Raw genomic sequence first — 13,524 nt, forward strand, 5'->3', positions numbered from 1 at the left:
CAGCAGCCCCAACAACCCTGCACTGAGGTTCTTCTGGAAGACCGCATGAGCCTGATTACGGCTGCTGCGCAGCCGAGCGGGGATGAATCCCCTCGCCACAGAGTGCAGGCAACCTTCAGAACGCGCCTACACCCTGGCTACAGTGTTCGGCCGGCGAAGCCGTCCCGAGCAAAGTGACGGATCGTCTCACCGAAAAATCGCATCCGGCAGTGTGCGGCGGCTTCGCCGCCGAGCGGGAGCAAGCTCCCTCGCCACGGATAGGTGGAGGCAGGGCACATGGTGCGCGACCAACCTGTCGCCCTCATCAGTCGAAACTCAGCACCTCAGCGCCCTTGGCCTCGAGCATTTCGCCGAACACCGGCAACCTGGCAACGAAATCCGCTTCGAACGCCAGGTAGCGGTCCTGGGCCGGCAGGTAACGCACCTGCGGCTTGATACGCCGGATATCCTGGCTGGATAGTTTGAGTACCTGGTTGTCGAGCTGATTCCAGAACCAGGCCAGGGTGTGCGAGCTGAACGTGTTGGTGGCGTAATTCCAGACCCACCAGTCGCCGTGTCCTCGGCTGACATGAATACGCCCGTGGAACGTGCGCAACGTGATGAGGTTCTTTGGCTCTGTGACCAGCAGTCGGGTGTCCTGGCGCACCTCGCTGCCAAAGCCATCCAGCAGCGCTTTCGTTGCGGTGCCCGTGACCAGGTTGAAACGCCACGCCAGCAACACGGTCTCGTGGTAGCGCGGGTCTTCGAGGTTCTTGCGCTTGTCTTCGCTGAACAGCAGGATCTCATCGCCCCCCAGGTACGCGGTCGACGCCCTGAGGTGGTAGCCGTCCACCGTCGGCATCGGCTTGGCGGCGATGGCCTGGTGCGGTGGGTCCTGGTTCCAGATCCAGCACAACGGGCCGTTGTGTTGCATGAACAGCAGGCGACGGGGGCCGATGGGCAATATCGTCAGTTCATCCGGGTGTTCGAAAATGACTTCGCTGGCCTGCGCCGTGATCCGCCAGATACGTGTCATCGGCACCGGCTCGTAGAGGCGCTGGCGCTCGAAGACCTCGGCATCCACCACAACGCTGGGTTGTTCGAACCCTGGCCACTCCACCTCGGCAGGGCCGAAAGCCTGGATGTCGTCGCCTTGGCGAACTTCGTACTTATAGCGGTCGTCCGAACTGTAGTCGCCGCTCCTGACCCGACGCCGCCACAGGCTGCGCCGGGCATTGGCGTCGATGAGTTGCAGATCGGCGCCGTCGAGGCCATCGGTGCGGTGTTCGAGCATGTCCTGCTCGACAGGCGGCCACTGGTTGTAGTCAATCAGGAAGCACAGCCACTGCTCATCGTCCTGCTCGGTAATGCCGGCCCAGCCGTTGTGGTAGTTGTCGTCATGGACATAGGTGGGGCCGGGATAGTCGTGCACGTCCTGCAGCCAGTTCAGCTTGCTGCGCTTGGACTTGGCCGGCTTGCGTGCGGCTTTTCCCTCAGCGGCGACAGGTTTCTCGGGCTCGATCAGGCTCGGCGTGAAGTCCTCCTGGTCTTGCCAGTGACTGGCAAATGCCTCGCGCTGCTCGGTCCGGACCACGACCGGCCGATAATCATCGCCGCCAGCGTCCAGGTTCCACAGGTCGTAGCCGCGTTCGGCCAGGACGTTCGCCAGCGCCTGGAAGCAGATCTCGGGCATTTCGTTGGAGAGCTCGTCCAGCAACGCCTCGAAAGGCTGGCCGATAAACAGGTCGATATCGCGGTAGTAATGCTGGAGCAACCCAAGGAGTTCGCCGCCGGGTGTTTTCCAGTCGATATGCACCAGCGGATCAAAATGAGATTGCATCACGCCTGCCTTCCTTGAAGTGCCAGTCAGTTAGTCCCGTGGGAGCAAAGCTTGCTCGCGATAGCGGTAAGTCCGTCACCCATAATGTTGACCGGCCTGCCGCTATCGCGAGCAAGCTTTGCTCCCACAGGTTTCTGCACCGCCCTCTCAGATGTTGGCCGGTACGAAATCCGGGCCGCCCAGTTTGTCGCGCACCGTCACCGCCGAGCGCATCAACGGCGTCCACATGCCGTCCGGGCTGTTCCACGCCGCGCCCGCCCAGCGGGTATCGGCCACCAGCTCGGCCTTGTGCCGTTCCAGCAGGCGCTTGAGGGCAACGGCGACGCTGCCCATGTCCACGTCAAACAGATCGCCATAGGGGCCTTGCGGCTGCTTGCGCTGTTTGTCCTGGCAGAAACGGTAGTACCAGACCCAGTCATGAGCGATGTAGATCGCCCGCGTGCGGTCCGGGTACGTCGCCAGCATCGTCAGCAGTGCCGAGACGAAGCGCATGGGGAAGCCGGCATCGTGGGTCTGGCGCCAGTACGGCATGATCAGTTGGTCGAACGCGGCCACCACGTTCTGCGGCTCGTCGTTATCGCTCTTGGCTTCGAGAAAGTAGAACGGCTCGCCCACCAGGAACTTGTCCAGATCGTTATTGGCCAACGCCAGCAACAGCACGTTGTCGTGTGGATTACTCATTGGATTCTCACTACGTCTCGGGTGGTCATCAACGTGTTGATGTCGTTGCCGTGGGCGATGGGCACGTTGTCCAGCACCGCTTCGCGCATGCCGCCCGGATGGGTCAGGCCGCCCGGCCGCCACAGCGAGTTCACCCCGCCTTCGTTACCGGTGGGCATCAGTACCTTGGGGTTGTCCAGGTTCATCATGTAGATGTCCTTGCCGACCAGCGATCCCGGATCGTAACCCAAGGCCGACTCCAGCACCGACACGTCGCCGGTTTTCTTGTACTCGGCGACCACGGCATTCAGGTCGGATTTTGCCATGACGAACTTGTTCGGGTTGAACGAACCGTATTTGGGGTTGGCGATATCGTCCGAGGTGAACAGGAAACTCCCGCCCTCCTCCTCGAAGGTCTTGAGGTGCTTGTCGACATACGGGCCTTCCAGATAATCCCGCGGCGGCGGTCGGCTGCCCTTGGGAATCGCCATGATATCGGCTTCGGTCACGCCCGCCTTGTAAGCCGCTGCGCGCGGTGTCGGGGCCGCGCCGAGGCGGGCCATTTTCGGCCCCAGGCCCAGCAGCGCCATGCCGGCGATGCCCTGTAGCAGATCGCGATAACCGGGGCCGAGGCGGTCGCCCAACTGACCCAACAGCGCCATGCCGCCCATCATCGCGCCACCGATCACCACGAACCCGGCGAAGGCCGCCGCACCGGCCATCGCCGCCAGTACCGCAGCGGCGCCCATGGCGACCATGCCCAGGGCTTCCAGCCCGGTGTGCAGCCAGCCTTCGATATCGAGGACAAAGGCGACCGCAACCGTCGGCCCACCGATAAACGTATTGGGGCTGCCGCTCTTGATGTGCGCACCGCAGACCATCTTGCTCTGCAACCGCGCCGCCGGCCGGCCGTTGATGAAAACCGTTGCGCTGCCTTCGGCGATCAGCACCGGGAATGGCCAGATCGGGTGATTCATCGGCAGACCCGAACACGAGGACGACACGTCCGCACCGGCACGCATCGCGTTGCGGTTGTTGATCTGGACGTTGAGGCTGCCCATGATCAACACCCCCGTGGTCGGCTCGGGCAGGTTGAAGATAGTGTTCAGGCCCTTGAGGATCTGGAACATCGACAGGCCGCCCGCCGCAATCGAACCGGCCATGATCGCCAGCGCCACGCCGCCGGTCGCCACGGTGGCCGCCACCACTGCCGCACCGATCAGCGCACCGGCAACGGCCCCCGCCACCATCGCGGCGACACCAAAACCGTGGGCAATTTCATCGCCAAGGCGCGCAGCGGCCAGCATATCCATTGGAGTTATCGTCTTCGCGCAGGGTAATCAGGCAGTCTGTGGACGCAGCTTGAGCGAGTGCATGGCCATCTTCCACGCCGGCTCGTGGTGCACGAGATCGTTCGGGGTGGTGGTCAGGGTCGTGATCAACCCCACGGGCTGGCGGTCGATGAACACCTGGCGCAGCATCAGCTCCCGCCCTTCGCGTTGCCAGCTGTAATCGAGCAACACCGCTGCATGGCCGTGGAGGGCGAAATCCCAGCGTTTGATCAGGTTGAATCCGGGTAGCTGCTGCTCGGCGCTTGCCAATTGCGCGGCCACGTAGTCGTTGAACGGCGTATCGCCCCGGCCCGGGTCGCGACTGATGACGAAACTGGCTTCCCTGGCCGTTCCGACGGCGGGCAACTTGAAGATGTTGATGCTCTGGTCCTGCCAACGGTCGGGAATGTCGAGGTCGGCTTCTTGGAGGCGATAGAGCGGCATGATTCGGGTTGTATCCAGGCAAGGGAGTGGCGAAGTCAGCGGCAGATCTTCAAGCAATAGATTGTAACAATCAAGGCATCGGGAGGAGCTGTTTACGGGGTCATGACACCCGTCTCATTTCTCCCTCCCGCAGCCTCCCTGGTCACCTGTCTACCTGGCTCTTCAAGCCGTCTTGCACGTCAACCAGGCGCTCCAGAAAAGACTGCTGAAGAAGCGGGTGGCGTCGCCGAATCCAGACTCTTGCAACAACGTCATGACGGCTGCCTCGGAATGTGGAGGGTCGGCACCTTCAAGGATCTTGCCGAGCTTGATCTTTACTTCATCCGGACTTGCGCCGTGCTGCCGCCAGCGTTGTCCCCAGGCCGCCAGCAGCAACGGTTGGCTGGCATAAGCGTATTGGTTGCCCGCGACGATCAGCGGCGCCCCCGGCTTCAAATGGGCCCGAATGGAACGAAAGATCTGCCGCTTGGCTTCATCGCCATCGAGGTGATGGAACACGCCGATCAGGGTGGCGGCATCGTAGGACTCGTTCGCTGCCAAGTCCTCGACCTGACCAAGATGCAGGCATGTTCTTTCGAGCAAGCCGTTCGCCTCCAGCTGTTGCCTGGCGGCCTCCAGCATCGGCGCGGAGGGGTCGACGGCAGTGAAGCGCCAACCTGGCTCCAACGCGGCCATTGCAATGATCTCCTGAGCCGTGCCGCCAGCGCCCACGACCAGGATGTTCGCCGAGCCTGTCGGATCGAGGCTTGCCGCCAGCATGCAGGCGGCCAGGTCCTGGCAGGCGTCATACCCGGCCAGCGCGATACGGCTTTGTCGGCCGTATTCATTGGCTCGGGTGGCATCGAATTTTGCAGCTGAGGGGTGTGAGGATGATTTCAAGGCGGCTCTCCTGTGTCCTTGAATCAAGCTACGTCACCGGTTGAGATAATAAAAATTCATTAATTTCATGCGCTGCATTCCCATCGGGAATGGTCAACTCAATTCGAATTGAGTTCGGCGTCAGGGTAAGCTTCCCTCCAGCCTCCCAGTCCGAGCCGCACAACCATGAACAACCAGGCAACGTGCCGTGTGTTATTGGCTTTGATTTTCCCGATGATGTGCGCGCCCGTGCATGCCGCAACGTGGCAGATCTGCCGTATGGAGCTGCGCATCGTCGAGGTAGTGAAACAACCGTATCCGCAGCTACAGGCCCAGGTCCTGAAAGTAAGCCGCAAATCGCCTGCGATCGAATGTCCGGAGGAAGGCACGAGCCTCACATTCACGCCGGAAACCCCCGACTACCAAGCCACGCTGCCCCGCAAGCAATGGCCCAGGAAGGGGCAGTCGGTGCGTGTCGACTACCGGTACCTGGATGGCATCTGCAAGGGTGATGGCAATAACTATGCGTGCCGCATCAGGCATTACCCGGTGGTAGGTCAGTAGACCGCTATCGCGAACAGGCTCTGCACCACCGAAAAAAACCATAAAAAAAGGGCACCCGACTCCCTCGTCATGCCCTTTTTTCGTTGCCGCTTCATCCCCTCTGCCCGAGGGGCCCACAGCGGTTATGGGTTAACGCTGTCCTTCAACATCTTGCCCGGCTTGAAAGCGACCGTGTTGCTGGCCTTGATTTTCACCGGCTCACCGGTTTGTGGGTTCTTGCCGGTGCGGGCGCCGCGGTGGCGTTGCAGGAAAGTGCCGAAGCCAACCAGGGTGACGCTGTCCTTGCGGTGCAAAGCGCCGGTGATTTCTTCCAGGACGGCGTTGAGGACGCGGTTGGCTTGTTCTTTGGTGAGGTCCGCTTTTTCCGCGATGGCGGCAGCGAGTTCTGGTTTACGCATGAATGAAGCCCCTTTGACGGTTTTTTTGTTGTTATGTCTGGACTGTTCTCTTGGGAAACAGCCTCTAAGGCACCGCAGGCTCTACACTGCGGCAGACGGGAGTGAGGATGGCACGGGCCCGGACACGACGCCAGTGTCCGCGCGACCTTTGTGGCATCAAAAGCATGGCTTTTGCGACAGAACCCCCAGTATTTACGCCAGCAAGGGCGGAAGTTCCTTGTTCAGGGCCAGTTTCTCCGTCACCGCTGTGCCTGTCAGGGCGTAGCCCAGGAGGTTGCCTTCGGCGTCACGGCACAACGCCTTGATGTCGGAGCCCTGCCCTTCGACGCTCCAGGCACCTTCACGGCCCCGTGGTGGCGGCGATACGACCAACGGGCATACCGGTGTCTTCACGGTAATCGGCATCGGACCGTAGCCGACAGCGGTCGGATTGCCCGCCAGGGTCTGGGCCAGGGCGCGGGCGCAGCTCATCAGCGGCATCACGTACAGCAGGTTCAAGCCATCGACCTCGGCGCAGTCGCCCAGGGCATAGATGTTGGCGTGGGATGTTTTCAGGTGGCGGTCGACCACCACGCCCCGATTGACCACCAGGCCGGCGGCGGCCGCCAGGTCGATACGCGGGCGCAGGCCGATGGCCGACACCACCAGGTCGCAGGCAATCACCTGGCCGTCGGACAGGTGCGCTTCCAATCCGTCGGCGACCCGTTGCAGGCGGTTGAGTACCGGCCCCAGGTGGAAGCGTGCCCCCAGGCTTTCCAGTCCAGCCTGCACCGCGACGGCGGCGGCCGGGTGCAGCAGCGTCGGCATGACCTGCTCGCAAGGCGCCACCAGTTGCACCTCGTAGCCGCCGAGGATCAGGTCGTTGGCGAATTCACAACCGATCAGCCCGGCACCCAGCAACAGCACCCGGCGCTTGCCGGCGGCCGCGGCGCGAAAGCGTGCGTAGTCTTCCAGGTCATTGATGGGGAAGATCAGATCCGCTGCATCGCCTTGCACCGGCACGCGCACGGTTTCGGCGCCCCAGGCCAGGACCAGGTCGCGGTAATTCAGCGCTTCTTCGCCGATCCACAAGCGCTTGTGCCCCGGATCGATGCCGCTGATGCGGGTATGGGTGCGCACTTCGGCCTTCAGTTGCTCGGCCATGGCCCCCGGCTCGGCCATGCTCAGGCCATCGGCGTCCTTGTTCTTGCCAAAACCGGTGGACAGCATCGGCTTTGAGTAGGAGCGGCCGTCGTCCGCGGTAATCAGCAGCAGCGGGGTTTCGCTATCGAGCTTGCGAAACTCCCGGGCCAGGTTGTAGCCGGCCAGGCCGGTACCGACGATGACGACAGGTGCGCTCATGTTGCTCTCCATGTAAAAGACAGTGGGAAACGATCAGCTGATATCGACCATTTCGAAATCCATTTTGCCGACACCGCAATCCGGGCAAAGCCAATCGTCTGGGACGTCCTCCCAGCGGGTACCAGGCGCGATGCCATCGTCAGGCCAGCCGTCAGCTTCGTTATAGATCAGGCCACAGACGATACATTGCCACTTCTTCATTCCCATACTTCCTCAAGATGTCAGGCCTTGGCCGGGATTTTCCGGCTCAGGGCCGTTTTGTACTGATCGCTTGCGACAGATGCAAGCACGATCGGCCGGCAGCAGCCCGGGCCGGTCAAAACCAGCGTCCGACATGGTAAGCTCGCGGCCTCATTTGCTGCCATTCAAGACCTCTGTGCCGCATACAAATTCGATATTTCCTACACTTCAATGGTTGCCCCAGCACCTGCTGTCGCCCCGTCCCGATGCCGGTGTACTCGACTGGCTGTTCGACGAAGGCTCCCTGACCCGGCGCCTCACACACCTGTCGGACGGACATTTCAGCGTGGCACCGTTGTTCGAGGGCTGGCAGCCATTGCGTGACGACGAGTGTGCCGCGCTGGACCTGCCCTCAGGCAGCGAGGGCTGGGTGCGCGAGGTGTATCTGCACGGCCATGGCGAGCCCTGGGTATTCGCCCGTAGCGTGGCGGCCCGCAGTGCATTGCAGGGCGATGGGTTGCAGATGGATGGGCTGGGCAGCCGTTCCCTGGGGGAGCTGCTGTTCTGCGACCAGGCCTTCCAGCGCGGTCCCATCGAGGTGTGCCATTACCCCGAGCAGTGGTTGCCGCGCGAGGCGCGCGCCGCTGAGCTGTGGGGCCGGCGCTCGCGTTTCGATCGCGGGGCGTTGAGTGTGCTGGTCGCGGAAATCTTCCTGCCGCGCCTGTGGAGCGTCGCCCGTGCCTATTCGGAGATTTGCTGATGTACTTGCAACTGCTCAAGTCCTTGAACCGCCTCAACCCACGAGCCTGGGACTTCGTGCAACTGACCCGCATGGACAAGCCCATCGGCATTTATCTGCTGCTGTGGCCGACCCTGTGGGCACTATGGATCGCCGGTAACGGCTCGCCGTCGCTGGCCAACATCGTGATTTTCGTCCTCGGCGTGACGCTGACCCGCGCCGGTGGCTGCGTGATCAACGATTGGGCTGACCGTAAGGTGGACGGCCACGTCAAGCGCACCGCACAGCGCCCGCTGGCCAGCGGCAAGATCAGTTCGAAGGAAGCCCTGGTGTTCTTCGCCGTGCTGATGGCCGTGAGTTTCCTGCTGGTGCTGTGCACCAACACGCCGACGATCCTGCTGTCCTTCGGCGGGCTGGCGCTGGCCCTCACCTACCCGTTCATGAAGCGCTACACCTATTACCCGCAAGTGGTGCTGGGCGCGGCGTTCTCCTGGGGCATGCCGATGGCGTTCACCGCCGAAACCGGCCATTTGCCGGCTGCTGCGTGGCTGTTGTACATCGCCAACCTGCTGTGGACGGTGGCCTACGACACCTACTACGCCATGACCGACCGGGACGATGACTTGCGGATCGGCGTGAAGTCCACGGCGATCCTGTTTGGCGATGCCGACCGGGTGATCAATCTGACGCTGCAGGGCCTGGCCCTGGGCTGCCTGCTGCTGGCCGGTTCGCAGTTCAAGCTGGGCGGCTGGTTCCACCTGGGGCTGGTGGTCGCCGCCGGATGTTTTGCCTGGGAGTTCTGGTACACCCGTGGCCGCGACCGGATGCGCTGCTTCCAGGCGTTCCTGCACAACCACTGGGCCGGGATGGCGATTTTCGTGGGGATCGTGCTGGATTATGGGTTGCGCTGAGGTGCGCAGATTCGGCGCACATTGAACCTTGTGGCGAGGGAGCTTGCTCCCGCTCGGCTGCGTAGCAGTCGTCGCTTTTGGGGCCGCTTCGCGCCCCAGCGGGAGCAAGCTCCCTCGCCACAAAAGCATTGTCAGTCAGCCTTCGCAGCCTTCCAGGCGCCGTCCATCAGGCCATCACCGGTCTTGTCCCCGGGCGCTTTGTCCTTGATGAAGGTATACAAAGGCTTGCCATCGTAAGCCCACTGCATCGAGCCGTCGTCTCGCTTGATCACGGTCCATTCGCCCATGGATTTTGCATCGCTATCAGCCTTCAGCGGCGGCCAGTTGGTCGCGCATTTGTCATTGCACATCGACTTGCCGGCCGCGTCCTTGGCAAACGTGTACAGCGTCATGCCTTTGTGATCCGTCAGCATGCCGTCCTTTTCCATCGCCGGCTCAGCCGCGAAGGCCAGCGCCGGCAGCGCCAGGGCAGCCGTTACCGCCAACGCCTTGAGGGATTGCGTGAAATAAGTCATGGAAACCTTCTTTGGTGGTTGTCAGGATTCGGACTGAAAAGCGTAGTCCAGAATCCTTTTCACCGTCGGGCGCCGAAATAACTGTCACACGACTGCAATAATTCCGTTATCTAATGCGGCGCAAGACAGTTAAATGACAAGAGGATTACCCTATGGTTGGCAGGAGCATTCTGATCGTCGACGACGAGGCGCCCATCCGCGAGATGATTGCCGTTGCGTTGGAGATGGCCGGCTATGACTGCATGGAAGCAGAGAACTCCCAACAGGCCCACGCCATCATCGTCGACCGCAAGCCCGACCTGATCCTGCTGGACTGGATGCTGCCCGGCACGTCCGGCATCGAGCTGGCGCGCCGCCTCAAGCGCGATGAGCTGACCGGCGACATTCCGATCATCATGCTCACCGCCAAGGGCGAGGAAGACAACAAGATCCAGGGCCTGGAAGTGGGCGCGGATGACTACATCACCAAGCCGTTTTCCCCACGGGAGTTGGTGGCGCGCCTGAAAGCCGTGTTGCGTCGCGCCGGGCCGACCGATGGCGAAGCGCCGATTGAAGTCGGCGGCCTGCTGCTGGACCCCATCAGCCACCGCGTGACCATCGACGGCAAGCCCGCCGAGATGGGCCCGACCGAATACCGCCTGCTGCAATTCTTCATGACCCACCAGGAGCGCGCCTACACCCGCGGGCAACTGCTGGATCAGGTCTGGGGTGGCAACGTCTATGTCGAGGAACGCACCGTGGATGTGCACATCCGCCGCCTGCGCAAAGCCCTCGGTGACGCCTACGAGAATCTGGTACAAACCGTACGCGGCACCGGTTATCGTTTTTCTACCAAGGCATGAGAAAAGCAGCTTCGAGTTTCAAGCTACAAGCTGCAAGCAAAAGCCACTATCGACCCGCTTCAAACTTGCAGCTTGAAGCTTGCAGCTTTCAGCTGCTTCCAAAGGAAGCCTCGTGAATCAAAACTGGCATGGCACCCTGATTCGCCACATGTTGTTGCTGGTGACCGGCTGTTTGCTGATCGGCCTGATCAGCGGCTATTACGGCTGGAGCCTGGCCGCGGGGCTGGGGCTTTACCTGGCCTGGACCCTCAAGCAATTGCTGCGCCTGCATGAATGGCTACGCCTGCACAAACCCGACGAAGCACCACCCGACGGCTATGGCCTGTGGGGCGAGGTGTTCGACAGCATCTATCACCTGCAACGGCGCGACCAGCGCGTGCGCGGCCGCCTGCAGGCGGTGATCGACCGGGTCCAGGAGTCCACCGCCGCGCTGAAAGACGCGGTGATCATGCTCGACAGCGACGGCAACCTGGAGTGGTGGAACCGCGCCGCCGAGACCCTGCTGGGCCTCAAGACGCCCCAGGACAGCGGACAACCGGTGACCAACCTGGTGCGTCATCCGCGCTTCAAGGAATATTTCGAGCAGGACAACTACGCCGAGCCGCTGGAGATTCCCTCGCCCACCAACGACCGGCTGCGCATCCAGTTGTACATCACCCGCTATGGCAACAACGAGCACTTGATGCTGGTGCGCGACGTCACCCGCATCCATCGGCTGGAACAGATGCGCAAGGACTTCATCGCCAACGTGTCTCATGAACTGCGCACACCGCTGACGGTGATCTGCGGTTACCTGGAGACCCTGCTCGACAACGTCGAAGAGGTGAACCCACGCTGGAGGCGCGCCTTGCAGCAGATGCAGCAGCAGGGCGGGCGCATGCAGACCCTGCTCAACGATCTGCTGTTGCTGGCCAAGCTGGAGGCCACCGATTACCCGTCGGACAACCAGCCCGTGCCCGTCGACGACCTGCTGCAGATCATCAGCGAGGACGCCCAGGAGCTGTCCGGTCCCAAGCAGCAGACCATCACCCTGGAGGTCGATCCCGCCGTGCAGCTCAAGGGCAGCGAGGCGGAACTGCGCAGCGCGTTTTCCAACCTGGTGTTCAACGCGGTCAAGTACACGCCGGAACAAGGCCGGATCCACATCCGTTGGTGGGGCGATGTGCAAGGTGCGCATCTGAGCGTGCAGGATTCGGGCATCGGCATCGACAGCAAGCACCTGCCACGCCTGACCGAGCGCTTCTACCGCGTCGACTCCAGTCGCAACTCCAACACGGGAGGCACCGGGTTGGGTCTGGCGATCGTCAAGCACGTGCTGCTGCGTCATCGCGGGCGCATGGAAATCAGTAGCGTACCCGGCCACGGCAGCACGTTTACCTGCCACTTCGCCCCGGCCCAAGTGGTCCGCGCACGCCTCGCCAGCCGTGCCGATTGACACCGATCGGTACTCCCCCCTAGGCAATTGTCGAGTCAGCCGCTACATTGGCTGACTTGTGCCTGCCTTTTCAGGCCTTCATTTTTAACCTCTACAGCTATTACGGAACCTGCAAAACTCCATCATGGACCCTTCCCCTGGCTTGTCCCTCGTTACACTCTTCGCCGAATTCGGCATGATTCTTTTTGCTCTGATCCTGGTTCTGCTCAACGGTTTTTTCGTTGCGGCCGAATTCGCCATGGTCAAGCTGCGCTCGACCCGGGTCGAAGCCATTGCCGACCAGAACGGCTGGCGCGGGCATATCCTGCGCACCGTCCACAGTCAGCTCGACGCCTATCTGTCCGCCTGTCAGCTGGGTATCACCCTCGCCTCCCTGGGCCTGGGCTGGGTGGGCGAGCCGGCGTTCGCCCACATCCTCGAACCGTTGCTGGACCTGGTAGGCGTGCAGTCGCCGGAGTTGATCAAGGGTATTTCGTTCTTCACCGCGTTTTTCATCATTTCGTACCTGCACATCGTGGTCGGTGAGCTGGCGCCCAAATCCTGGGCGATCCGCAAGCCCGAGCTGTTGTCGCTGTGGACCGCCGTGCCGCTGTACCTGTTCTACTGGCTCATGTACCCGGCGATCTACCTGCTCAACGCCAGCGCCAACGCCATCCTGCGCATCGCCGGCCAAGGCGAGCCCGGGCCCCATCACGAGCACCATTACAGCCGTGAGGAACTGAAGCTGATCCTGCACTCCAGCCGCGGCCAGGACCCGAGCGACCAGGGCATGCGCGTGCTGGCGTCGGCCGTGGAGATGGGCGAGCTGGAAGTGGTGGACTGGGCCAACTCCCGGGAAGACCTGGTGACGCTGGAATTCAATGCGCCGCTCAAGGAGATCCTGGCGCTGTTCCGTCGCCACAAGTTCAGCCGCTACCCGGTGTACGACAGCGAGCGCCAGGAGTTCGTCGGCCTGCTGCATATCAAGGACCTGCTGCTGGAACTGGCGGCCCTGGACCACATCCCCGAGTCGTTCAACCTGGCCGAACTGACCCGCCCCCTGGAGCGCGTGTCCCGGCACATGCCGTTGTCGCAATTGCTGGAGCAGTTCCGCAAGGGCGGCTCGCACTTCGCCGTGGTCGAGGAAGCCGACGGTAACATCATCGGCTACCTGACCATGGAAGACGTGCTGGAAGTGCTGGTGGGCGATATCCAGGACGAACACCGCAAGGCCGAGCGCGGCATCCTGGCCTACCAGCCGGGCAAGCTGCTGGTACGCGGCGACACGCCTTTGTTCAAGGTCGAGCGCCTGCTGGGGATCGACCTGGACCATATCGAAGCCGAGACCCTGGCCGGGCTGGTCTACGAAACCCTCAAGCGGGTGCCGGAAGAGGAAGAAGTGCTGGAAGTCGAAGGCCTGCGGATCATCATCAAGAAGATGAAAGGGCCGAAGATCATCCTGGCGAAGGTGTTGATGCTCGATTGAGCATCGCCCTGTGGCGAGGGGA

The 13,524-nt window shown here is 62.1% G+C and carries 15 protein-coding genes; 6 read left to right on the forward strand and 9 right to left on the reverse strand.

What is annotated here, in order from left to right; genetic code table 11:
- Positions 1-304 precede the first annotated feature (304 nt).
- The 5 genes from N005_RS26275 to N005_RS26295 all read right to left on the reverse strand — a co-directional run bounded on the left by N005_RS26275 (position 305) and on the right by N005_RS26295 (position 5,133).
- Entirely contained in the window at positions 305-1,819 is a 1,515-nt protein-coding gene (locus N005_RS26275) for a DUF6630 family protein (protein WP_047703842.1), read from the reverse strand.
- A gap of 147 nt (positions 1,820-1,966) precedes the next feature.
- Complete coding sequence (locus tag N005_RS26280; RefSeq protein ID WP_047703843.1) at positions 1,967-2,500, reverse strand: hypothetical protein; 534 nt, start codon at positions 2,498-2,500, stop codon at positions 1,967-1,969.
- A complete protein-coding gene (locus tag N005_RS26285) occupies positions 2,497-3,792 on the reverse strand; it encodes a PAAR domain-containing protein (RefSeq protein ID WP_047703844.1) in 1,296 nt (431 codons plus the stop codon). The genes N005_RS26280 and N005_RS26285 overlap by 4 nt, the downstream gene beginning before the upstream one ends.
- 27 nt (positions 3,793-3,819) lie before the next feature.
- A complete protein-coding gene (locus N005_RS26290) occupies positions 3,820-4,254 on the reverse strand; it encodes a DcrB-related protein (RefSeq protein WP_047703845.1) in 435 nt (144 codons plus the stop codon).
- A 162-nt stretch (positions 4,255-4,416) separates the two neighbouring features.
- Entirely contained in the window at positions 4,417-5,133 is a 717-nt protein-coding gene (locus N005_RS26295; RefSeq protein WP_047703846.1) for a class I SAM-dependent methyltransferase, read from the reverse strand.
- Positions 5,134-5,298: 165 nt separating this feature from the next.
- On the opposite strand from N005_RS26295, the gene N005_RS26300 reads away from it, so the two are divergent.
- The gene (locus N005_RS26300) at positions 5,299-5,676 is read left to right on the forward strand and encodes a hypothetical protein (RefSeq protein WP_047703847.1); all 378 of its coding nucleotides are present in this window, start codon (positions 5,299-5,301) and stop codon (positions 5,674-5,676) included.
- 122 nt (positions 5,677-5,798) lie between these two features.
- Here N005_RS26300 and N005_RS26305 read toward each other — a convergent pair whose 3' ends face one another.
- The 3 genes from N005_RS26305 to N005_RS26315 all read right to left on the reverse strand — a co-directional run bounded on the left by N005_RS26305 (position 5,799) and on the right by N005_RS26315 (position 7,616).
- Positions 5,799-6,074 (reverse strand): HU family DNA-binding protein, encoded by a 276-nt coding sequence (locus tag N005_RS26305; protein ID WP_024777879.1) that lies wholly within the window; start codon positions 6,072-6,074, stop codon positions 5,799-5,801.
- Between the two features lie 192 nt (positions 6,075-6,266).
- Positions 6,267-7,415, reverse strand: a complete 1,149-nt coding sequence (locus N005_RS26310; protein ID WP_047703848.1) for an NAD(P)/FAD-dependent oxidoreductase — start codon at positions 7,413-7,415, stop codon at positions 6,267-6,269.
- A 33-nt stretch (positions 7,416-7,448) separates the two neighbouring features.
- Positions 7,449-7,616 carry a rubredoxin gene (locus N005_RS26315; protein ID WP_047703849.1) on the reverse strand — a complete coding sequence of 56 codons (168 nt, stop codon included), beginning with the start codon at positions 7,614-7,616 and terminating at the stop codon, positions 7,449-7,451.
- Positions 7,617-7,791: 175 nt separating this feature from the next.
- Here N005_RS26315 and N005_RS26320 point away from each other — a divergent pair, with 175 nt between their 5' ends.
- On the forward strand, positions 7,792-8,355 hold the full coding sequence (locus N005_RS26320) for a chorismate--pyruvate lyase family protein (RefSeq protein ID WP_047704174.1): 564 nt from the start codon (positions 7,792-7,794) through the stop codon (positions 8,353-8,355).
- Positions 8,355-9,245, forward strand: coding sequence for a 4-hydroxybenzoate octaprenyltransferase (gene ubiA, locus N005_RS26325; protein ID WP_047703850.1), 891 nt, complete (start codon positions 8,355-8,357; stop codon positions 9,243-9,245). Before N005_RS26320 ends, ubiA begins: the two co-directional genes overlap by 1 nt.
- A gap of 131 nt (positions 9,246-9,376) precedes the next feature.
- Here the strand turns inward: ubiA and N005_RS26330 are convergent, their stop codons facing one another.
- A complete protein-coding gene (locus N005_RS26330; RefSeq protein ID WP_047703851.1) occupies positions 9,377-9,760 on the reverse strand; it encodes a COG4315 family predicted lipoprotein in 384 nt (127 codons plus the stop codon).
- Positions 9,761-9,912: 152 nt separating this feature from the next.
- Here N005_RS26330 and phoB point away from each other — a divergent pair, with 152 nt between their 5' ends.
- The 3 genes from phoB to N005_RS26345 all read left to right on the forward strand — a co-directional run bounded on the left by phoB (position 9,913) and on the right by N005_RS26345 (position 13,502).
- Positions 9,913-10,602, forward strand: coding sequence for a phosphate regulon transcriptional regulator PhoB (gene phoB / locus N005_RS26335; RefSeq protein ID WP_003177195.1), 690 nt, complete (start codon positions 9,913-9,915; stop codon positions 10,600-10,602).
- 112 nt (positions 10,603-10,714) lie between these two features.
- Positions 10,715-12,037, forward strand: a complete 1,323-nt coding sequence (gene phoR, locus N005_RS26340) for a phosphate regulon sensor histidine kinase PhoR (protein WP_047703852.1) — start codon at positions 10,715-10,717, stop codon at positions 12,035-12,037.
- Positions 12,038-12,161: 124 nt separating this feature from the next.
- The gene (locus N005_RS26345) at positions 12,162-13,502 is read left to right on the forward strand and encodes a hemolysin family protein (protein ID WP_047703853.1); all 1,341 of its coding nucleotides are present in this window, start codon (positions 12,162-12,164) and stop codon (positions 13,500-13,502) included.
- Positions 13,503-13,524: the final 22 nt, after the last annotated feature.

The organism is Pseudomonas mediterranea CFBP 5447 (assembly GCF_000774145.1).
GTDB classification, from domain to species: Bacteria; Pseudomonadota; Gammaproteobacteria; order Pseudomonadales; family Pseudomonadaceae; genus Aquipseudomonas; species Aquipseudomonas mediterranea.